Here is a 20,874-nt window from a genome sequence, read left to right on the forward strand (position 1 = left end):
CGGCGTGCTCGATGCATCGTTCTACGATCGGGCGCGAAGGCAGCTTCCGCAAGGCACAGCGTCGTATCACGCGCCAGCGCCTCTACCTCATCCGGACGTATCGGCCCGGCGCCGGGTCGAGGGGAGCGAGTCCGCGCTCCGGCGCGCCCATCTGCGGTGGCGAAACGCGCTCGCCGGAACCGGCGGCGGCCAGCCACTCCTGCCAAGCCGGCCACCAGGATCCCTCGCGGCGCGAGGCGAGGGCGGCCCACGTGTCGGGATCGATGTAGCGTTCGCCGTGCCGGCGCGTCATCAGCTGGAAGCCACGCCCGGGCCGTCCGCCCGGCTCGCTGACGACACCCGCATTGTGCCCGCCGTCCACCAGCGCGTAGGTCACGTCGGTGTCGGCGAAGAGCGCGACCTTGTAGACCGACCGCCAAGGCGCGATGTGGTCCCGCAGGGTGCCGACGACGAAGATCGGTGCGCGAATGTCGCGGAGTGCGATGACCCGCCCCTCCACCGCGAAGCGGCCAGCGGTCAGCCGGTTCTCCAGGAACAGCCCGCGCAGGTACTCGCCGTGCATGCGGGCGGGCATGCGCGTCTGGTCGGCGTTCCAGGCCATGAGGTCCGTCATCTCCTCGGCCTCGCCGAGCACGTAGCGGCGCAGCAGCCGCGGCCAGAGCAACTCGCTCGAGCGCAGCATCTGGAACGCGCCGGCCATCTGATGCGTATCGAGGTAGCCCTGGTCCCACATCAGGTCCTCGAGCCAGCCCACCTGCTCCTCGTCCGTCAGCAACATGAGTTCGCCGGCCTCGGCGAAGTCGGTCTGCGCGGCGAGAAGCGTCATCGAGGCGAGTCGGTCGTCGTGGTCGCGCGCCATGGTGGCCGCTGCAATCGCGAGGATCGTGCCGCCGAGGCAATAGCCGCAGGCATGCACCTTCCGCCCCGGCACGATCGCGCCGACCGCATCGAGCGCAGCCATGACGCCGGCCCGGCGGTAGTCGTCCAGACTGATCTCGCGGTCGCGCTCGTCGGGGTTCTTCCACGAGACCATGAAAACCGTGTGGCCCTGCTCGACCAGCCAGCGGACCAGCGAGTTGTGCGGGCTGAGGTCGAGGACGTAGTACTTCATGATCCAGGCCGGCACGATCACGACGGGCTCGGCATGCACGGTCTCGGTGGCCGGCGAGTACTGGATCAGCTCGATGAGGTCGTTGCAAAGAACCACGCGCCCTGGCGTGACGGCCAGATCGCGGCCGATCACGAAGGCCTCGGCGCCTGCGGGCGGCCTGCCGGCGAGATGGCGCTCGCAGTCGTCGAACCAGTTCGCCAGCCCGCGCAGCAGGTTCGCGCCGCCCTCGCGCACCGTGCGCTCGACAACGGCGGGGTTGAGCCAGGGTAGGTTGCTCGGCGCCCCTAGCGCCGCGAGCTGGCGCATCAGGAAGCCCATCTGCTGCTCGTGCCGCCGCGTCACGCCGGGCACCTGCCGCGCAGCCTCGGTCCACCAGGATTCCGCAAGCAGGGTGGCCTGCGCCATCGCGTTGAACGGCCAGACACCCCAACTCGCGTCGGCGAAGCGCCGATCGCCCGGCTCGGGGTTGAGGATCGGTCCCGCCGCGGGGTCCGCCGCCGCGCGCGCCAGCCAGAGGGCATAGCGCGCCGCGAGCACCTGCAGCCGTAGCGCCAGCGCCATCTGCTTGCCCGGCGCGCGGGCCAGGTGAAACGCCCAGTCGGCCCATGGTGCGGCCAGCGCCATCGGCGAGAGGCCCTGGGTCGCGCGCGCCTGCGCGGCACGGACGGAGCGGTCAAGCGTGGCGAAGCTCGGCAGCGGCGGCTGAGCGCCGACGGCGGGCTCGCTCCCACGCCGAGCCTGGGGCGGGGCTGCGACGCCGCTGGCCGATTGAGGGCACGGCAGCGCCTCGGCTTGCGCGCCACTGACCTGCTTGCGCGCCTTCCCGCCCGAGGACCGTCTATCTTGCTGCATCGCTCGCCAGCTGGACCGCGCCGCTCCTCCTCAAGTCCCGCACTGCGCGGCGTAAGGCAGGATTCTTCTGGGGCCCGGAAGTTCGTTCCGGTCGCGTCCGAGCGGCAAAACACGCCGCTCGAGCACCTCCGGCGCAACCTCGTCCGTCTCGGTCGTGGCGTGGGTGAGTTGGGCGAGCAGAATGATTGTCGGCATGGGCTGCCCCCTTCGTCGCCTCCTCAGTCGTGGCCGGCCGGGTGCACGACGCCCGCCTGCGGGCCCTTCTCGCCTTCCGTCACGGTGAGGCGAACCGGGTCGCCAACACGCAGACGGTCGAAGGCGTGGCCAGCGACACTGTTGCGGTGGAAATAGACTTCCTGCCCGTCACCAGTCTCAATGAACCCGTACTCCTCGCCCGCGACGAAGCGCGCCACGCGGCCGTGTGCAAGCACGGGCTCGTTCGGCGTCGTCCGGTGGTCGCGCTTGCGGACATGATCCTCGAGTTGTCGCACCGCGGCGTCGAAGGCATCGCGCACCGCGACATAGGCATCCTCGTGCGCGTGATCCTGCGGGCTCTCGCGCGTGACCACGATATCCCCCCGCGGGACGAAGACCTCGACGCGGGCGCGGAACAGACGGCCCTTGCGGTGGTGGTGGTGCGGCGCCTCGATGGTGACGTGGCAGCGCAGGATGTCGCCCTCGAAGCGGCCCAGCCGAGCTGCCTTCTCGCGGATTCGCGCCTCGAGCGCGGGGGACGACTCCATGCCCTTGAAGGTGACCTGCAGCGGAACGGCCATGTCGCGCTCCCCCATGGTTCGGTCACGAGCCCCCAACTCCGCGGAGGGGCAGCAACCCCGGATGACCAAGCCTCATCACGTCGTGGCTGCAGATTTGCCGACGATAGCCGCTGTGCAAGCGTCGGCCTTGAGCAAGCTCAAGTTATCCATTCCGCGGTGCCCCGTTTGGCAGCTTGCAAGCATCAACGACGCGTGAAGAGACACGACGTGTGTCGCCGGTGGACTCTGCGCCGCGAAGCGCCTGCCGAGAGGAGGTTGCGGCTGCCTCGGGCCTTCGCGGGTTTCCGGCGTGCGGGGTCCGCCCTGGCGTACGCTCGACTCGGGCTGCGGCGTCTCGTCGGGGCACGATCGGTAGATGGGCCGATGCCCTGACCGGTTTGGCCTCTACAGACACGGCCGCGGAGACGAACAATGTGCTTGTCCATGGGCGTCACCATCGCGATGGTCGGGCTCGGCGCGGGCGCAACCGCGGTCACGCTGCATAGCCGTGCGCCGGCCGCGGTGCCGGCCACCTTCGCCTACTTCACTCTGATGGAGGGGCTACAGGGCTGGGGCTACACGCATCTGGACGCCTGCGGCCTGCCGGAGAACCAACTCTCGGCACTGCTCTCCTACCTGCACATCTCGTTCCAGCCCTTCTTCATCAACGCCTTCGCCATGGCACTGGCGGCCAGCAGGGTGGCGACGCCGATGCGCGTTGCGGTCTGGATCGGCTGTGGGATGTCGGCTGTGGCGATGCTGCTGCAGGTCTATCCCTTCGCCTGGGCGGGGAGCTGCATCGCGGGGCAGGCGTTGTGCGGGGAGGCACTCTGCACCCTCCGCGGGACCTGGCACCTTGGCTGGGCCATCCCCTACACGGACATCATCCCGCCGCTGCGGCTCGCGCCCGACGTCGCGCTGCCCTTCCCGAGCTACATGCTGGCTGCCTTCGGCCTTCCGCTGCTTTACGGTGCCTGGCGCTTCGCATTGTTCCACCTGCTGGCCGGACCGGGCCTTGCCGCGTTGCTGACCAACAATCCATACGAGATGCCGGCCGTGTGGTGCCTATTCTCGATCGCTCTGGTCTCAGTCTGGTTCAGTCCCTGGCTGCGGCGGCAGATCGGCGGCGCGGCAGCGTGCGGTCCTGGTTTGCGCGGCGGCGTGGCCTGATGCCGGCTCGCATCAAGCCGTTCGGGACGGATGCCGGCCCGTGGCGCCCGCGAAGCGGCTCAACGCGCATCGGCCTCGAAGTAGGCGACCACCCCATCCAGGGTCAGGAGCTTCGGCGTGTCCGCTTCGGGGATAGGACGCCCGGTCCGCTCGTGCAGGGCGGCGACGAAATTGACGATGTCCATCGAATCGAGGTCGAGCGCCTCACGCAGGTCGGCGTCGCCCGGTAGCGCCGAGAGATCGGCTTCCGGTGCGATGCCGCTCAGGATATCCGCGACCAGCGCGACGGTTTCGTCCCGCGTCATAGCGTCTCCGGTCTCTGCAGCAGCGCGTCAATGCGGGCGAGCAGCAACCCGCCACGGTGGCCGTCGGAGGCGCGGTGATCGCCCGCGAGCGTCAACGTCGCAACGCGGCGCGGCACGACGGTACCGCCGACCACCCAGGGCCGCTCCACGATGCGCCCGAAGCCCAGGATGGCGACTTGCGGCGGGTGGATGATCGGCAGCACGCTCTCCGCCCCACGGTCGCCGAGGCTGGTGACGGTGATCGTCGCATCGGTCAGCTCGGACCCGCGCAGACCGCCGCCGCGCGCCCGCGCTACCAAATCCCGCATTGCGGTCATCAAGGCATCGAGCGGCATGCGGTCCGCGTGGCGGATGGCCGGCGCGACGAGGCCGCCGCCGCGCAGCGCAACCGCCCAGCCCACATGAACGCCGTCGCCTGGGCGGAAGCCGTCCTCGCCCCAGAAGCCGTTCAGCTCCGGCGTCTCCGCCACGGCGAGCGCCGCCGCACGCAGCATGATGGCGGCGGGCAGCAGGCGCTCGGGCGGCGAACGTCCGGCATTCAGCCGCTCGATCCGCTCCAGCGCCGGAGCGAGGTCCACGGTCTGGCTGAGGTAGTAGTGCGGGATCTCACGCTTGGAGCGCCCCATCGCGGCAGCGATGGCCTTGCGCATGCCGAGCGGGTCGAAGCCGCCGCGGCGCGGTGGCGCCCCGGCCGGCAGGTCGGCCAGGCAAATCGCGCCGTCCACGCCCGTTCCGCGCAGACCGTCGAGTGCGATGCCGAGCGCGCCCGCGCGGCGGCGCGCGGCCGGCGTCGTGCGCAGAGGGCGAGCACCGGCGAGCGGCTGGGGCGCGGGTGGCGGCGAAGCGGACGGGAGGCTGACGGCAGGCTGCGGGCCGATGGGCGCGACGGCGGCGGGTGCAGGGGTCTGCATGGCCCCTTCCGTGCCCACCAGCGCGAGGAGCGCCCCGACCGGTACGCGGCTGCCGGGCGCGACGGCGAGTTCCCGCACCACGCCGGCCTCGAAGATCTCGATCTCGATCGCGCCCTTCTGGGTCTCCACCACCGCGACGATGTCGCCGCGCCGCACCCGGTCGCCGGGCGCCACCTTCCACTCGACCAGCGTCCCCGCCTCCATATCCGCGCCGAGCGAAGGCATGCGGAACTCGGTCACCGCGCGGGCCTCACCAGACCCCGGGCTGCGGCGGCGATCGCCTCCGCCTGCGGCAGTGCCGCCTGTTCGAGATGCGCGGCATAGGGGATCGGCACCTCGCGCGAGCAGACGCGCCGGATCGGCGCATCGAGCTCGAAGAAGGCCTCCTCCACGATGCGCATTGCCACCTCGGCTGAAAGCGAACCGGAGCGCCAGCCCTCGTCCACGATCACCACGCGCCGCGTGCGCGTGATGCTCTCGATGATCGTGGCCGTATCGAGCGGGCGGAGCACGCGCAGGTCGATCACCTCCGCCTGGATGCCCTCGACCGCAAGCGCGTCGGCGGCGGCAAGCGTCTTGAATAGGCTGCCACCATAGGTGATGAGCGTGACATCACGTCCAGGGCGGCGGATGCGCGCCTTCGCGATGTCCACGCCCTGCACGGCGGGGTCCAGTTCCCCCTCCATGTTGTAGAGCATGATGTGCTCGAAGATCAGGACCGGGTTCGGATCGGCGAGCGCCGGCGCCAGCATGTGGCGCGCATCCTCGACCGTAGCCGGCGCCAGGATGCGAAGGCCCGGGATATGCGCGAACCAGCCTTCGAGACTGTGCGAGTGCTGCGCGGCGAGCTGGCGCCCGGCTCCGGTCGCCATGCGGAGGACGAGCGGGACCGCGAATTGCCCGCCCGACATGTGCGGGATCGTCGCGGCGTTGTTCACGATCTGGTCGAGCGCGAGCAGGCTGAAGTTGCAGGTCATCACCTCGACGATGGGCCGCATGCCCGCCATGGCGGCGCCGATGCCCGCGCCAACGAACGCGCTCTCGGAGAGCGGCGTGTCACGGATGCGCTCCTCGCCGAGCTCCTCGAGCAGGCCCTTCGTCACCGCGTAGCAGCCGCCGTACCGGCCGACATCCTCGCCCATGAGGAAGACGCGAGGATCGGCCAGGATCGCCGCGCGGATCGCCTGTCGGCAGGCCTCGCGATAGGTGATGCGAGCCGGCACGCCGCTCATTGCGGCACCTCATCCATGGTGACGAAGCGTTCCAGCTCCTCCACTGGCTCCGGCGAGCCAGCCTCGGCGAAGGCGACCGCCTCGGCGATCTCGGCGACGACATCCGCCTCGATCCGCTCGAGATCCGCGGGATGGAGATGGCCAGCCTTTTCCAGCCATTCGCGCAGGCGATTGATAGGGTCCCGCTTGCGCCAGCTCTCCACCTCCTCCTTGGTCCGGTAGAGCTGCGCGTCGAACATCGAATGGGCGCGAAACCGGTAGGTCCGGCATTCCAGAAGCCAGGGCACGCCGTCCTCGCGGATGCGCTCCACTGCGCGGCGCGCCGCGACTTCGACCGCCACCGGGTCCATGCCATCCACCGCCTCGCCGCCCATGCGGTAGGCGGCCGCCTTCTGCCAGATGGCGGTCTCGGCCTCAGCGATCCCGACCGGCGTGCCCATCGAGTAGAGGTTGTTCTCGCAGACGAAGAGCACCGGCAGGCGCCAGAGCGAGGCAAGGTTCATGCTCTCGTGGAACTCGCCCTCGTCGGCGGCGCCTTCACCGAAGAAGCAGGCGATCATCGCCTTGCGTCCCTGCATGCGGTTGGCCAGGGCGAGGCCGAGCGCGAGCGGCAGTCCGGCACCCACGATCGCATTGCCGCCGATGAAGCGTCGCTGGCGGTCGAAGATATGCATCGACCCGCCCCGGCCGCGGCAGCAGCCCTCGACCTTGCCGAACATCTCGGCCATGAGCGGACCCATCGGGATGCCCCGCGCGATGGCCTGGCCGTGCTCGCGATAGGTGCCGACGACCGCGTCTTGCGGTCCCAGCGCCTGCATCACGCCGACCGCGACCGCCTCCTGACCGTCGTAGAGATGCAGGAAGCCGCGGATCTTCTGCGCCTGGTACAGTTCCGCGCATTTCTCCTCGAAACGGCGGATGCGCAGCATCTCGCGCAGCAGGTGAACGCCATGCGCGCGGTCGAGATGAACCTTCGCGGTCATCGCTCGTCGCTCTCCAGGGTCGAGATGTCGCCTTCCGGCAGGCCCAGCTCGCGCGCCTTCAGGAGCCGTCGCATGATCTTTCCACTGCGGGTCTTGGGCAGGTTGGCGCGGAAGTCGATCTCCTTCGGCGCCACTGCGGCACCGAGCCGCTTGCGCGCATGGCCGAGCAAATCCCGCCTCATCGTCTCGTTCGCCTCGTGACCCGGCTTGAGCGCGACGAAGGCCTTGACGATCTCGCCCGCCACCGCGTCGGGCTTGCCGATGACGCCGGCCTCCGCCACGGCCGGGTGCTCCATCAACGCGCTTTCGACCTCGAAGGGGCCGATGAGGTGACCGGACGACTTGATGACGTCGTCGGCGCGGCCGACGAACCAGAAGTAGCCCTCCTCGTCGCGCATCGCGAGATCGCCCGTCAGGTACCAGTCGCCCGCGAAGCACTTCCGGTAGCGCGCATCCTCCTTGAGGTAGCCGCGCATCATGGAGGGCCAGCCGGCCTTGATTGCCAGTTCGCCCTCCACCATCGGCGCGGCAACCTGCGAGATCTGGCCGTCGTTTTCGCGGCGCATGATCGCCGCCTCCACCCCCGGCAGGGGCTTACCCATGGAGCCGGGCTTCACGTCCATGGTGGCGAGGTTGGCGATCATGATCCCGCCGGTTTCGGTCTGCCACCAATTGTCGTGGAACGGCATGCCGAAGGCCTCGACGCCCCACAGCACCGCTTCGGGATTCAGCGGCTCCCCCACGCTCGCCATGAAGCGCAGCGCCGAAAGGTCGCGGCCCTTCAAGGGTTCAGCGCCGAGCTTCATCATCATGCGGATCGCGGTCGGCGCCGTGTACCATACGCTCACGCGCTCCCGCTCCAGCACGTCGTACCAGGCCTGTGCGTCGAACTCCGCCTCGACGACGAGGTTGGTCACGCCGTTGGTCAGGGGCGCGATGATCCCGTAGCTCGTCCCGGTGACCCAGCCAGGATCGGCGGTGCACCAGAAAACGTCGTCCGCGTGCAGGTCGAGCGCATGGCGCCCGGTCATGTGGTGCATCACGACGGCGGCGTGGACGTGCACCGCGCCCTTGGGCCGCCCCGTGGTACCGCTGGTGAAGTGCAACAGCGCCATGTCCTCGGGATCGGTCGGCGGGATCGTGAAATCGGGGTTCGCGGCCTCCACGATCGCGTTCCAGTCGAGCGTGCCAGGCACTGCAGTGGCGGAACCGCTCTCGCCGACCAGCAGCACGTGGCGCAGCCCGGGCAGGCGCGGGCGCAGCGCCTCCACCTTGCGGCGATAGAGCGCCTCGGTGGTGACCAGCACCTCGGCCTCGCCGATTTCCAGCCTTGTTGCGATCGGCTCCGGCCCGAAGGCGGAGAACATAGGGCAGACCACGCAACGCGCCTTCAGCGCGCCGAGAACCGTCAGGTAGAGCTCAGGGATCCGCCCGGCGAGCACGAAGACCCGCGCACCGTCGCCCACCCCGAGCCTGCGGAGGGCGTTGGCGACCCGGTTGGTCGCGTCCCGCAGCTCCCGCCAGGTGAAGGCCCTCTCCTCTGCGCGGCCGATCCAGCGGAGCGCGACGCGGTCGGCTTGCGGCCCGGCTGCGTGGCGATCCACCGCCTCATGGGCGATGTTGAGGCCGCGCCCGCCAGGCAGACCGTCGAGCAGCGCACGCGCCGTCTCCCAGCTGAAGTCGCGCCGCGCCGTGTCGTAGTCGGCGAGGTTCGGTGGCACGCGGTGCACGGCGCCGGCCTTGCTCACGCGTGGATAGCCACCCAGCGGGCCAGGGCTGCCGATGGACGCTGACCGAAGCTCGACCATGTCGCTTCCTCCTGCACCACCGGCACGCCGGGCGTGCGGTGCCGAGCACCTACAGCGCCATCTCACCCTCCGCCGGGGCGGCATGCTCCTTCCTGGGTTCGGGCAGCTCGGTCATCGTCGCCTCGGTCAGCAGCAGGATGCTGGCCGCCGAGACGGCGTTTTCCAGCGCCACCCGCAGCACCTTGGTGGGGTCGATGATGCCGGCCTCCACGAGGTCCACGTACGCCTTGCGCGCAGCGTCGAAGCCGTGATTGCCGGTGCCCTCCATCATGCGCGCCACCACCACGCCGCCATCGGCGGCAGAGTTCTCCGCGATCTGCCGCGTCGGCGACTCGAGCGCACGCTTCAGGACCTGCACCCCGGTTCGCTCGTCGCCCGCGCAGCTCTGCTCCTCCGCCGCGACGGCGTCGACGCAGCGCAGCAAGGCCAAGCCGCCGCCCGGCACGATGCCCTCGGCCACCGCCGCCTTCGTGGCGCTGATTGCGTCGTCCAGTGCCTCCTTCCTTGCCTTCATCTCGGCTTCCGCCGGGGCGCCGACGCGGATCACCGCCACGCCGCCGGAGAGCTTGGCCAGACGCTCCTGGAGCTTCTCCCGGTCGTAGTCGTTCGTTGCCTTCTCGATCTCGCGGCGGATCTCCCGGATGCGTGCCTCGATTGCGGAACGCTCACCGCCGCCGCCGATGATGGTCGTGTTCTCTTTGTCCACAACCACGCGCTTCGCGCGGCCGAGCTGAGGCAGGCGCGCGGACTCAAGCTTCAGACCGATCTCCTCGGCGATGACCATCCCACCCGTCAGCACCGCCATATCCTGCAGCATGGATTTGCGGCGATCGCCGAAGCCGGGCGCCTTCACGGCGCAGCTCTTCAGCCCGCCACGGAGCTGGTTGACGATCAGCGTCGCCAGCGCCTCGGCCTCCACATCCTCCGCCACCACCAGCAGCGGGCGTCCCGCCTTCACCACCTGGTCGAGCAGCGGCAGCACATCGTTCAGATTGCGGATCCTCTGATCCGCCAGCAGGACAATGGCGTCCTCCAGCTCCGCCTCCATCCGCTCTGCGCTCGTGATGAAGTAGGGTGAGAGATAGCCGCGGTCGAACCGCATGCCCTCCACCACGTCGAGTGTGGTCTCGGTGGTCTTCGACTCCTCCACCGTGATCACGCCCTCATTGCCGACCCGCTCCATGGCGTCGGCGACCAGCTCGCCGATCGCGACATCGTTGTGGGCGGCGATGGTGGCAATCTGGGCCTTCTCGTGGCGTGTTCCGACGGGGCGTGACAGGTGCCGCAGCGCACCAACGGCCGCATGCGTCGCCCGATCCAGCCCGCGCTTGATGTCCACGGCGCTCGCCCCGGCGACAACGTTTCGGATGCCATCGGCCAGGATCGCATGGGCGAGCACCGTGGCGGTGCTGGTGCCATCACCCACCGCATCGCCAGTCCGCTCGGCGGCCTGGCGCAGCATCTGGGCACCGAGATTTTCCTCGGCGTCCTTCAGCTCGAACTCCTTCGCGATGGTCACGCCGTCGTTGCAGACGATCGGCGAACCCCAGCGCTTCTGGATCAGCACGGATTTGGAGCGCGGACCGAGCGTCACCCGGATGGCGTCCGTCAGGGCCCCAGCGCCACGCAGGATCTTCTCCCGCGCGACGGAACGGAACAGCACCTGCTTGGCTGGCACGTCTGCCTCCGTTCAGCTCGGGCCAGCGGTCCGGCGCCGGACCGTCACGAGCCCTGCCTGATCTCGATCTTGCGTTGCTGCGCCGCCGCCTCTTCTGTCTTCGGAAGCGTCACGGTCAGAACGCCCTTGTCGAAGCTCGCCTCGACGCGGTCGCGGTTCACGCCCCGGGGAAGCTGGAAGGAGCGACGGAAGGAGCCGAAGCGGCGCTCCGAGAGATGATAGTTGTCGGTCTTCTCCTCGCGCTCGTCCTTCTTCTCGCCCTTGATCGTCAGCACGTCGCCGGAGACGGCGAGCTCGACGTTGCTGGCATCCAGGCCGGGCAGCTCCGCCGTGATCCGGAACTCCTTCTCCGCCTCGACCACGTCGATGGCCGGGACCGCGAGACCAAAGCTGCTGTCGAACCGCCAGAGTGGCTGCGGCTCGGCCTCACCGCGGCGTGTCGTGCCGCCTGTTCCAACTCCGCGCCAGAAGCTGTCGAACAGCCGATCCACCTCGTTCCGCAGCGCGGCAAAGGGCTGCCAGAGGCTCTCCGGTCGCACACTGCCGGCCTGCGGAGCCTTCTGCTCCGCCTTCGCGACGCCTTGGGTGTCGTTCATGACGCGCATCCTCCTTCCGCTGTGCAGAGAGCGTGTGCGCAGCGCCGCACGGGGCGCCCTCCGCCGGCAGCTAATTCTAGAATGACCTGCGGCGTTTTGACTCAGGTCAAGCACGGGGCCAGCGCGACATCACGGAGAAGGGATGTGAGGTCGGCGCGCCTGGCAGCGCCCCTCAGCCTGCGCCCGGTGTGCGCTCGCAGGCGAGGCGTTTCGGGTCCACCGCCTCGTGCAATCCCACGTCGCGAATGCCGGCGAGGAGTGCCTGGAAGCGGGCCTCGCCCACATCCTCTTCCGGCAGGTATTCGTGCCCGGTCTCCCCGCCAGACCTCACCGGCAGCACGGCGCAGCCTCGGACCGTTGGTTGGTGCGCGAGCAGGATGGATCGGAATGCTTCCAGGTCGTGGAGGTCGGTGCGCAGCTTGAGCGTATAGCTGACCTGGTTGCCGCGTTCGGCGCCGATCCAGTGCCGTTCCAGCAGGCGCAGCCAGGCGAAGTGCTCCGCTGGCGTCGCCTCCGGCGCGGTGACCAGACGATCCCCGATGCCGAGTCGCAGGAAGAGCGGCAGCGTCGGGAAGCCCACGACGCTCATGCCCGGAAAGCTTGACAGCGTGCGGATGGGGTAGCCGCGCGCCTCGTAGTCCCCGAGAAGCGGGTCGCTGCCGGCCCGCCAGCCGCCGCCCGGCTCGCGCTCGCCGCGGAACTGCACCCAGCGGAGATACTGCCTGCGTGCCGGCAGGTGCGCGCCTTCGGTGAGACCGAACAGCTTGGCCGTGGTGCCGGCCGGCTTGACGGTGGTGACCGTCAGCGGCGGCACGAGGCCGAGCTTCGCCGCATAGGCCGTTGCCTCCGACTTCACGATGTCCGACAAGTGCGCCAGCGCGGCCCAGAAGGGCCCCGCCCGACCAGCCTCATCCAGAAGGTCGCGGAAGCCCAGGCCGAAGCGCAGCCACGCCCATTCGTGCAGACCCGTGGGGCCAATCCCGATGCGGTTCGTGCGCCGGACCTCGCGCGCATAAAGCGCATCCATCAGGTTGACGCGGACCAGGAACCGCACGCCGAGGCGCACCGCATCCTCGACGCGTGCATCCCACAGCGCGGCCGTCGCGTGATCCAGCGCGCCAGGCGTCACCGCCTCGAAGGGCAACGGGCAAGCGAGCAGCGGCGCGAAGTCCCCGACCACGCAGTAGCCGCCCGTGACGTGCAGCACGACCTCGCCGCAGGGGTTGGTGGTCGCAGGAAAGCGGGCGCGAGCAGCCCGCCGCGAGAGCTCGCCGAGCAGGCCGACTGCCTGCTCCGCACTGTAGCGGCGGCTGCGGAGGTCGCTGCCATCGTCGCAGACCGGCTTGCGCCAGGCGGAGCCGGAGCGGTGGTCTTCCAGCAGGTCCGCATTGAGGAAGCCGGGCTCGCCGGTGGCATGGGCCGAGCGCGTCGCGGCCTCGAACACGGCGCGGGCATGATGGGTCCAGGGATCGTCCAGGGCCTCGCCGGCACGGCCGCGGGCGACGTGATGCCAGAACTCCCGGTCCACCATGAGCGAGTGGTTCGCCGTCCAGAGTACGCCTTCGGCCGCCAGCTGCACGAAGCGCAGCGCGCCGGGGTCGCGCCAGCTTTTGGTTGCCATGCGCGCCGCTCGCCGCGCGCCGCCGCCCTGCACCTCGACCGACAGCAGATGGTCGGCGAGCAGCGCCTGTTCCCAGGGCTGCATGGCCCCGCCTCCCGGGTCCCGCCGCCGGGCGGCCTCGATCACCTGGCGTCGCAGCCGCGCGAGGCCCCGCAGCAGGGAGAGCGGGCCCGGCGCCGGCCGGCCCTGCATGCCGCGTATCGGCGTGCCGCGCGGCCGGATGGCGGAGAGGTCGAGCAACAGCGTGCGCTGGCGTTCGCCACGGAACGCCATCGACTCCAGGATCTCGACCGCCTTGGCCCATCCCTCGCGGCTGTCCTCGACCTCGTGGTGGATTGCATCCGGCGGAGCAAGCTTTTGATCGCATAGGATCTCGGCATCGAGCGCGGCGCGGACCCCCGGCTCATCGACGGACGCGACGCCGAAGTCGCGCGCGAAGCGCGTCAGGCCGGGCGAGTCACGCGGGTAGTCCGGGTGGGATGGCGACAGGTGCAGCAGCAGCGCTGGACCGTCCGCCCAATCCACGACAACCAGTTCGTCATCATAGCTGCGGCCGACGCCGCTGCCGTTGAGCAGCAGGTAGAACTTCGCGAAGGAGGTGATCGCGGTCGCGCAGTTCGTGAACAACTCGATGTTGCGCCCGGCCTGGCCCGGATCGCCGTGCTGCAGGTGCCGCCCCGAAGTCAGCAGCGCGCCGGACGCGATCGCGTTGCGCAGGCGCGCGCATTCTGTCGCCGCCGCATCGGCGCGACCACCGAGGAGCGAGACGTTGCCCGCCGCGACCCTGTCCGCGACGTGGCCCCAATCCTCCCGATCCTCTGGACGGAAGACGGTCCGGCGGGCGACGGCAAGCCCCATGCCGCGCTCCGGCATGCGCGGCGGCGCCGGTGCCTCCCCGAAGCTCGCGCCGGGAAGCGTGTCCGGTCGCGCCCGGCTCACATCCCGCCTCCGCCGCGCGGCTGCGCCCAGAAGCGTCGCTTCGTCCACTCCGTCGCGGCGAGATAGGCCGCGACGATCGCCATCAAGGCGAGGAGCTGCCGCCCGGACGGCGGCACGAAGCCGACGGCGGCCGAGAGCGCGCCCAGGTAAGGCAGGAGCAGCGCTGCTGACCCGACCGCGATCGTGCTGATGAGCAGGAGCCGGCCGGGGCGGCTGGTCCAGGCCGGCCGACGCGTGCGCAGGACGAGGACAACGGCAACCTCGCTGAGCAGGGAGACCAGGAACCAACCCGTCTGGAACTCGCTGGCGCCCGCTCCGAACAGCCAGAGCAGCAGGCCGACGGTGAGCACGTCGAAGGTCGAGCTCAGCAGGCCGAACCCCAGCATGAAGCGCTGCACCTCAGCCATGTCCCAGCGCTGCGGGCGGTCGCCATGCTCGGGGTCCATGGCATCCGCGGCCACGGCCATCATCGGCAGGTCGGAAAGGAAGTTGTTGAGGAGGATCTGCTTCGGCAGCAGCGGCAGGAAGCCCGTGCGCTGCAGCGCGCGCACGATCCGCTCCTTCTGCTGCGGGTCGATCTCGACGAACAGGTCGGTGCGTGGCGCGACATGCCAAAGAGCCTCGTCGCGCATCGCCGCAAGCGCCGCGCCGGTGAGCATCGCGGGCGGGTCGAGGCCGACCGCGCGGGCCAGATGCCCGGCGACATGCCGGTTGTCGTCACGACCTTCACGACGATGCCGCGGGAGGCCAGGTCGCGGACGGCGCGCGCGGGCGTCGCGCTTCGGCGGATCGAGGAACAGCAGGAAGCCCCGGAACACGAGGTCCGTCTCGTCGTCGCGGTCGTAGCGCTCCCGCGGCGATCCGCGGCGGTCTGCTGCGGCGAGGCGCTGCTGCCGGGCGCTCACCGCAGGACCTCGAAGAAACCCGTCTCCTCGTCGAGGCGCGCATGCTCCATGGCACGGAAGTCGTAGCGTGAGACGATGCCGACCACCTTCCCGTCGCGGCAGATCGGCAGGTGCCGGAAGCCGCAATTGTCGAGAAGGCGAAGCGCCTCCATCGCCGATTGCTCGGGCGCCAGCGTCACCGGGTTCGCCGTCATCACCTTGCGCAGCTTCGTGTGGCGCGCATCGCATCCCTCCGCGAGGCAGCGCACTGCGTCGCGCCCCGTGAAGATGCCGGCCAGGCGCCCGCCCGGCTCGGTCACCAGCACGGCGCCCACCCGGCGCCCATGCATCGCGGCGCAGGCGTCGGCGACGGTCGCATCCGGCCGCATCGAAAGCGGATGCTGATCCCGGATGATCTCGGCCATGGTCCGTTCGCGCATGGCAGTCCTCCTCGTCGCCTTCTCCAGCCTCTGCCTCAGGCGGCCCGCCGGGCTCGGCCATCTCGGCCCGGTACGCCCCGGGCAGCGATGCTGCGGATCAAGTCTGCGCCCGGCACCCCTCTCACCGTGCGAGTGCCCTCGACGTTTTGATCGGGCGAATAAGGCTGCCAGGGGCGCATCCGATGCTGCACGCCACGTTCCGCGCGTCGCGTGCAGCACGAGGCCTCACCCGTGCTGGGCCGCAGGCCGCTGGAGGCCCACGATTGCTGCGATGACCTCTTCATCGGTCAGCTGATGGAAGTCGCGATAGAAGGCCCCGATGCCGAAGAACAGCTGTGCCTCGACAAGGCAGACGGTGTCATCTGCATCGCTGCGGAGCGCCTCCAGCGTCCCGGGCGGTGCGACCGGCACGGCGAGCACGAGCCGCGCGGCACCACGCCGCCGCAGCGCGTGGAGCGCCGCCCGTGCTGAGGCGCCCGTGGCGAGGCCATCATCGACCACCACTGCCGTCCAGCCTGCAGGATCGACCGGCACGCGTCCCGCCAGGTAGCGCGCACGCCGCCTCTCGATCTCCGCGAGTTCGCGGCGCCGCGCGGCGGCGATGAAGGCCTCGGACGCGCCGGTCGCCGCGACGATGTCCGCGTTGAGCACGACCTCCGGCGTGTCGCCGTCGACGATGGCGCCGATCGCCAGCTCAGGCTGGCCCGGAGCACCGATCTTGCGGACGAGCACGAGATCGAGTGGTGCACCGAGGGCAGCCGCCACTTCGACGGCGACGGGCACGCCGCCCCGCGGCAGCGCGTAGACGACCGGATCCCGCAGCCGCAGGGCCTTCACCCGCTCTGCCAGGAGGCGGCCCGCCTCGGAGCGGTCGGCGAACCGCGTGGGCTCAGACCGGAACATGGCTACCCTCGGGCGCAAGCCAGCGCTGGAACCAGGCAGCGGCGAGCCGTCCGACATGCTCCAGCGCGCCTGGCTCCTCGAACAGGTGGCCCGCACCGGGCACTATCGCCAGCTCGGTCGGGCAGGTCATTCGGCTGCGGGCCTGGGCGTTGAGTTCCAGAACCTCGCGGTCCTCCTCACCGACGATCAGGAGCGTGGGCGCCGCAACCCGCCCGAGGCTCGCCTCCCCGGCCAGGTCGGGCCGCCCGCCGCGCAAGACGACGGCACCGACGTCCACCGGATGCGCGGCGGCCGCGACGAGCGCCGCCGCGGCGCCGGTGCTGGCGCCGAACAGGCCGAGCGGGAGATCCGCGGTTGCCGGATGGCCGGCGATGAACTCCATCGCGGCCCCGAGCCGCTGCGCGAGCAGGCCGATGTCGAACACCTTGCGCCGGTCCGCCGCCTCCTCCTCGGTCAGCAGGTCGAAAAGCAGCGTCGCTAGGCCACCGTGGTTCAGCGCGGCCGCGACCTGCCGATTGCGCGAGCTGAGCCGCCCGGAGCCGCTGCCATGAGCAAACAGGACGAGGGCCTCCGCGCGCGCCGGGAGTTCGATCGTGCCTTCCAGCCCAGGCGGAATCGCGACGTTCTCGGCGTGTTTGCCGGCAGGCTCTGTGTTGCTCATCGGGCTTTTCCTCTGCTGGTCTGCCCGGCGCGGCCGGGTGGGTCGATTGCTCAAGGACGCCGGCTCCTACCGGGCTCAAGCGCAGCTCGCGGCTGCCTCAGTGCGACATCAGCACCGGTACGGTCATCTGGCAGAGCAGCGTGCGCGTCACCCCGCCCCGCATCAGCTCACGGATGCGCGAATGGCCGTAAGCTCCGACGACGATGAGGTCCGAAGAGCATTCCGCGGCACTGTTGAGGATGACGTCGCCCGCGCTGATTTCGGCCGCGTCTCTCGGCTCGACCGTCACCCGGAGTTCGTGCCGCGCGATGTCCGCGGCTCCCGGAACGCCGCTTCCACGCCACCGGACACCGCGATCGCGTCTTGCCGCATGCGTTCCAGCATCTCGACAAGCAGGACGGCGCCGCTGCTGCCGCTGCTGGAATCCCCGACGAGCAGAGGCAGCAGGACGTCGTACACGTGCAGCCCCGTCAGGTGGGCCCCGTGCCGTCGCACGAGACCAGCGGCAAGCCGGAGGCGGTTCCCCTGCTCCTCCGTGTCGAGGTGGACGAGGCTGTCCCTGATCCGCATGGCTGCCTCCCACCGACTTCGGTGCGCGGCGCCGGCGCGCGGACGTGCGCGCCGCTGCCTTCCGGGTCCATTCTAGGGCATCGACGGCGGTGGCGCCTGACCTCGATGATCACGCGGTGCGGCGCGACCGCCGAGATCGACCAAGAAACAAGGCAGCCCATCGGCCGTGAATCGCCCAAAGACTTCAGACGCCGTCGCCGAACTCGAGGAGAAGGTCGCCTTCCTTCACTCGCCCGTGTCCTACCCGCACGCGTGCCGCGAGGTCGAGGCGCGCGAGACCCACATGTCCTGGGTCTTCCTCGCCGATGGCTTCGCTTGGAAGCTGAAGAAGCCGGTGCGCTATCCGTTCCTGGACTACCGCGCGCCCGAGGAGCGCCGCCGCTTCTGCGAGGAGGAGGTCCGTCTGAACCGCCGCCTCGCGCCCGGGGTCTACCTCGACGTCGTGCCGCTGCTGCGTCGCGCGGACGGGACGCTCGGCATCGGCGGCATGGGCCAGGTCGTGGACTGGCTCGTCAGGATGCGACGCCTGCCGACCGCGCTGATGCTCGATGCCGCACTGGAACAAGGCACGGCCACGCGTGATGCCGTCACCCGGGCAGCCGGGCACGTCGCGGCCTTCTACACCTCCGCTGCGCCCGAACCGGTGGCGGAGGCCGCCTATCTCGAGCGGTTCCGCCACGAACTCGCGCTGAGCCGTCATGTCCTTCATGACGGCGCCTACGGGCTGCCGGACGAGGCGCCCGCCGCGGTGATCGCCACGCTGGACATCTTCCTGGCGGAGGAGGCCGGGCTCCTGCTTGCGCCGCTGCGGTCGGGCGACGTCGTAGAGGGTCATGGCGACCTCCGCCCCGAGCATGTCTTCCTCGGCGAACCACCAGCGGTGATCGACTGCCTGGAATTCAACCGCGCATTGCGCCTACTCGACCCCTTCGAGGAGATCGCCTTTCTGGCGATGGAATGCCGGTTGCTGGGTGGCGCCTGGGCTGGCGGGATCTTCCTGCGCCGCGCCGCGGTCGCGCTCGGCCGGCGGCCGCCCGCGCGGCTCTTTGCCTTCTACACCGCCTACCGCGCCTGCCTGCGTGCGCGGCTGTCGCTCGCGCATCTGCAGGAGCCGGAGCCGCGCGATCCGGCGAAATGGCAGCCGCGCGCCCGGCGCTACCTGGCGGCAGCTGCGGCGGCTTGCGTTAGGCTGCGCCGCCTTCCACGAGGTCGGTGACGGAGCCTCCCTCGTGCAGCCGCCGGATCGCCTCGGCGAAGAGCGCGGCGGCGCCGACCACCTCGACCCGCGATCCGACCAGCGCCGGCGGCAGCCGGAAGGGCGGCACGCTGTCGGAGACGAGAACCCGGTCCAGCGCAGGCGAGCCGATCGCCTCCGCGGCGCGCCCGGTGAATAGCCCATGCCCTGCCACCGCGATCACCCGCGACGCGCCCTGCGCCAGGCAGGCCTCCGCGGCGCGCGTCATAGTGCCGCCGCTTGCGATCAGGTCGTCCACCACGACGACGGTGGCGCCGCCGACCTCGCCGACCAGCAGATCGCCGGTGACCACACCGGCACTGCGCCGCTTCTCCATGAAGGCGCCGCCGACCGCGCGGCCGAGCCGCCGCTCCAGAAGCTCGCGGAAGAGCTGCGCGCGCTTGACGCCGCCCGGATCGGGTGAAGCGACGACCAGCGGGCCGTCCAAGTCGGCGAGCCGCGGCGCGAACAGCGCGCGACCGTCGAGATGGACAGTGCGGCAACGGAAGGCATTCTGAAAGGCGACAATGTTGTGCACCTCGAGCGTGACCACCGCATCCGTGCCCAGCGCTTCCAGAAGCTGAGCCACATAGCGCGTTGTGACCGGATCGTAGGCCTTGGTGCGCCGGTCCTTGCGCGCATAAGCGAGGTACGGGATCACCGCCGTCACGCGCGCCGCACCTGCATCGCGGATGGCGCCGAGGAAGAACAGCAGCCGGCAGAGCTTGTCGTTCGGGCTCGCCGCCGGGCCGCCATGCAGCGAGTGCAGCACGTAGACGTCGGCCCCGCGGACCTCCGCCAGCGGCCGCGCCTTGTGCTCCCCATCCTCGAACTCGCGTTCCTCATGAGCCGTGAGCGCGATGCCGAGTGCCGCGGCGACACGCTCACCGAATGGGCGGCTGTCGCCGAGCGCGAACACGTGCATGGCAAGCTCCCCGCGGCACAGTCAGAAGATGGGCCAACGCGCCACCAGGGGAATGGAGGCCATGCCGCCCGGCCTGTCCGCCGCGTCGCCGCAGATCGAATTGTTCGCCGACCTCTACGAGCTGCGCATGGCCCGCGCCTATCACGAGCTCGGGATGCAGGCCGAGGCGGTCTTCAGCCTCTTCGTCCGGCGGCTGCCGCCGACGCGCAACTACCTGCTCGCCTGCGGGGTCGAAGACCTGCTCGACACGCTCGCGGCGCTGCGCTTTCGGACGGACAGCCTCGATTACCTCCGCTCGCTGGGGGAGTTTCCGGAGGCGTTCCTGAACTGGCTCGCCGGGTTCCGTTTCTCCGGCGCCCTCCACGCCATGCCCGAGGGCACGCCGGTTTTCGCCGAGGAGCCGCTGCTCGAGGTCGTGGCGCCGATCGCCGCGGCGCAGATGATCGAGACGCTCGCGATGAACGTGGTGGGGCTGCAGACGACCCTCGCCTCGAAGGCGTCGCGCGTCGTCACGGCGGCGGCAGGACGGCCGGTGGTGGATTTCGGCTCGCGCCGCGCCCAGGGGATCGACGCCGCGGTGGCCGGGTCGCGGGCCTTCCACATCGCCGGCGTGGCCGCGACGTCCGACCTGCTCGCCGGCGCCCGCTACGGCATCCCGGTCGCCGGCACGATGGCGCACAGCTTCGTGCAGGCCTTCGACAGCGAGGCGGAGGCGTTCCGCGCCTTCGCGCGTCTCCATCCCGAGACGGTCCTGCTGGTGGACACCTACGACACCGCCGAGGGCGTCCGCCGCGTCGTGGCGCTGGCGCGGGAGCTGGGCGATGCGTTCCGCATCCGGGGCGTGCGGCTCGACTCCGGCGACCTGCTGGCGCTGGCGCGGGAGGCACGGGCGATCCTGGATGCGGCAGGGCTGCGGCAGGTGCAGATCTTCGCGAGCGGCGGGCTCGATGAGGGAAGGATCAGCGCGCTGCTGGAGGCCGGCGCGCCGATCGACGCCTTCGGCGTCGGGACCGAGATGAGCGTCTCGGGCGACGCGCCGGCGCTCGATCTGGCCTACAAGCTCACGAGCTACGCCGGCATCGGGCGGACGAAGCTCTCGTCCGGCAAGCGCATCCTGCCGGGCCGGAAACAGGTGTTCCGCCGGATAGAGGACGGCCTCGCGGCCGACGACGCCATCGCCCGCGGCGAGGAGCGCCTCGCGGGCAGGCCGCTGCTGCAGCCGGTTATGCGGGACGGACGCCGCCTGCGCGCGCGGCCGTCGCTCGGCGCGGCACGCGACCTCGCCGCAGCAGAACT

General features: G+C 70.5%; 20 protein-coding genes. 3 read left to right on the forward strand and 17 right to left on the reverse strand.

Features of this window, described 5'->3' with window-relative positions:
• Positions 1–82: 82 nt before the first annotated feature.
• Positions 83–1,807: a PHA/PHB synthase family protein gene (locus L2I40_RS02490; protein ID WP_272910923.1), complete on the reverse strand. Its 1,725-nt coding sequence runs from the start codon at positions 1,805–1,807 to the stop codon at positions 83–85.
• A 374-nt stretch (positions 1,808–2,181) separates the two neighbouring features.
• Complete coding sequence (locus L2I40_RS02495; RefSeq protein WP_237213278.1) at positions 2,182–2,739, reverse strand: HPF/RaiA family ribosome-associated protein; 558 nt, start codon at positions 2,737–2,739, stop codon at positions 2,182–2,184.
• A 411-nt stretch (positions 2,740–3,150) separates the two neighbouring features.
• Between L2I40_RS02495 and L2I40_RS02500 the strand changes: the two genes are divergently transcribed.
• Positions 3,151–3,888: a DUF5765 domain-containing protein gene (locus tag L2I40_RS02500; RefSeq protein WP_237213279.1), complete on the forward strand. Its 738-nt coding sequence runs from the start codon at positions 3,151–3,153 to the stop codon at positions 3,886–3,888.
• A 59-nt stretch (positions 3,889–3,947) separates the two neighbouring features.
• On the opposite strand, the gene L2I40_RS02505 is transcribed toward L2I40_RS02500, so the two are convergent.
• The 14 genes from L2I40_RS02505 to L2I40_RS02570 all read right to left on the reverse strand — a co-directional run bounded on the left by L2I40_RS02505 (position 3,948) and on the right by L2I40_RS02570 (position 17,419).
• The gene (locus L2I40_RS02505) at positions 3,948–4,193 is read right to left on the reverse strand and encodes an acyl carrier protein (protein ID WP_237213280.1); all 246 of its coding nucleotides are present in this window, start codon (positions 4,191–4,193) and stop codon (positions 3,948–3,950) included.
• Positions 4,190–5,344, reverse strand: a complete 1,155-nt coding sequence (locus tag L2I40_RS02510; protein ID WP_237213281.1) for a dihydrolipoamide acetyltransferase family protein — start codon at positions 5,342–5,344, stop codon at positions 4,190–4,192. The genes L2I40_RS02505 and L2I40_RS02510 overlap by 4 nt, the downstream gene beginning before the upstream one ends.
• The gene (locus tag L2I40_RS02515; protein ID WP_237213282.1) at positions 5,341–6,336 is read right to left on the reverse strand and encodes an alpha-ketoacid dehydrogenase subunit beta; all 996 of its coding nucleotides are present in this window, start codon (positions 6,334–6,336) and stop codon (positions 5,341–5,343) included. Before L2I40_RS02515 ends, L2I40_RS02510 begins: the two co-directional genes overlap by 4 nt.
• Positions 6,333–7,319, reverse strand: coding sequence for a pyruvate dehydrogenase (acetyl-transferring) E1 component subunit alpha (gene pdhA / locus L2I40_RS02520; protein ID WP_237213283.1), 987 nt, complete (start codon positions 7,317–7,319; stop codon positions 6,333–6,335). The genes L2I40_RS02515 and pdhA overlap by 4 nt, the downstream gene beginning before the upstream one ends.
• Entirely contained in the window at positions 7,316–9,067 is a 1,752-nt protein-coding gene (acsA, locus tag L2I40_RS02525) for an acetate--CoA ligase (RefSeq protein WP_237213284.1), read from the reverse strand. Before acsA ends, pdhA begins: the two co-directional genes overlap by 4 nt.
• 109 nt (positions 9,068–9,176) lie before the next feature.
• Positions 9,177–10,805 carry a chaperonin GroEL gene (gene groL / locus L2I40_RS02530; protein WP_237213285.1) on the reverse strand — a complete coding sequence of 543 codons (1,629 nt, stop codon included), beginning with the start codon at positions 10,803–10,805 and terminating at the stop codon, positions 9,177–9,179.
• Positions 10,806–10,849: 44 nt separating this feature from the next.
• Positions 10,850–11,401, reverse strand: coding sequence for an Hsp20/alpha crystallin family protein (locus L2I40_RS02535; protein WP_237213286.1), 552 nt, complete (start codon positions 11,399–11,401; stop codon positions 10,850–10,852).
• A gap of 172 nt (positions 11,402–11,573) precedes the next feature.
• Positions 11,574–13,961, reverse strand: coding sequence for a recombinase (locus L2I40_RS02540; RefSeq protein ID WP_237213287.1), 2,388 nt, complete (start codon positions 13,959–13,961; stop codon positions 11,574–11,576).
• Positions 13,958–14,866: a cation transporting ATPase C-terminal domain-containing protein gene (locus L2I40_RS02545; RefSeq protein ID WP_237213288.1), complete on the reverse strand. Its 909-nt coding sequence runs from the start codon at positions 14,864–14,866 to the stop codon at positions 13,958–13,960. Before L2I40_RS02545 ends, L2I40_RS02540 begins: the two co-directional genes overlap by 4 nt.
• Positions 14,863–15,285, reverse strand: coding sequence for a CBS domain-containing protein (locus L2I40_RS02550; protein WP_237213290.1), 423 nt, complete (start codon positions 15,283–15,285; stop codon positions 14,863–14,865). Before L2I40_RS02550 ends, L2I40_RS02545 begins: the two co-directional genes overlap by 4 nt.
• A gap of 225 nt (positions 15,286–15,510) precedes the next feature.
• The gene (locus L2I40_RS02555; RefSeq protein ID WP_272910924.1) at positions 15,511–16,188 is read right to left on the reverse strand and encodes a phosphoribosyltransferase; all 678 of its coding nucleotides are present in this window, start codon (positions 16,186–16,188) and stop codon (positions 15,511–15,513) included.
• Positions 16,175–16,849, reverse strand: a complete 675-nt coding sequence (locus L2I40_RS02560; RefSeq protein WP_237213293.1) for a dienelactone hydrolase family protein — start codon at positions 16,847–16,849, stop codon at positions 16,175–16,177. The genes L2I40_RS02555 and L2I40_RS02560 overlap by 14 nt, the downstream gene beginning before the upstream one ends.
• A gap of 97 nt (positions 16,850–16,946) precedes the next feature.
• Positions 16,947–17,159: a universal stress protein gene (locus L2I40_RS02565; protein ID WP_372490990.1), complete on the reverse strand. Its 213-nt coding sequence runs from the start codon at positions 17,157–17,159 to the stop codon at positions 16,947–16,949.
• Positions 17,135–17,419 (reverse strand): hypothetical protein, encoded by a 285-nt coding sequence (locus L2I40_RS02570; RefSeq protein ID WP_237213295.1) that lies wholly within the window; start codon positions 17,417–17,419, stop codon positions 17,135–17,137. Before L2I40_RS02570 ends, L2I40_RS02565 begins: the two co-directional genes overlap by 25 nt.
• Positions 17,420–17,585: 166 nt before the next feature.
• Between L2I40_RS02570 and L2I40_RS02575 the strand changes: the two genes are divergently transcribed.
• Positions 17,586–18,635: a hypothetical protein gene (locus tag L2I40_RS02575; protein WP_237213296.1), complete on the forward strand. Its 1,050-nt coding sequence runs from the start codon at positions 17,586–17,588 to the stop codon at positions 18,633–18,635.
• Here L2I40_RS02575 and L2I40_RS02580 read toward each other — a convergent pair.
• Positions 18,604–19,578 (reverse strand): ribose-phosphate diphosphokinase, encoded by a 975-nt coding sequence (locus tag L2I40_RS02580; RefSeq protein ID WP_237213297.1) that lies wholly within the window; start codon positions 19,576–19,578, stop codon positions 18,604–18,606. The two genes, L2I40_RS02575 and L2I40_RS02580, sit on opposite strands and share 32 nt — an antisense overlap.
• A gap of 61 nt (positions 19,579–19,639) precedes the next feature.
• Here L2I40_RS02580 and L2I40_RS02585 point away from each other — a divergent pair.
• Positions 19,640–20,874, forward strand: a 1,235-nt coding sequence (locus L2I40_RS02585) for a nicotinate phosphoribosyltransferase (protein ID WP_237213298.1), incomplete at its 3' end; no start/stop codon positions are given.

It is taken from the genome of Falsiroseomonas oryziterrae (assembly GCF_021864505.1).
GTDB lineage: Bacteria > Pseudomonadota > Alphaproteobacteria > Acetobacterales > Acetobacteraceae > Falsiroseomonas > Falsiroseomonas oryziterrae.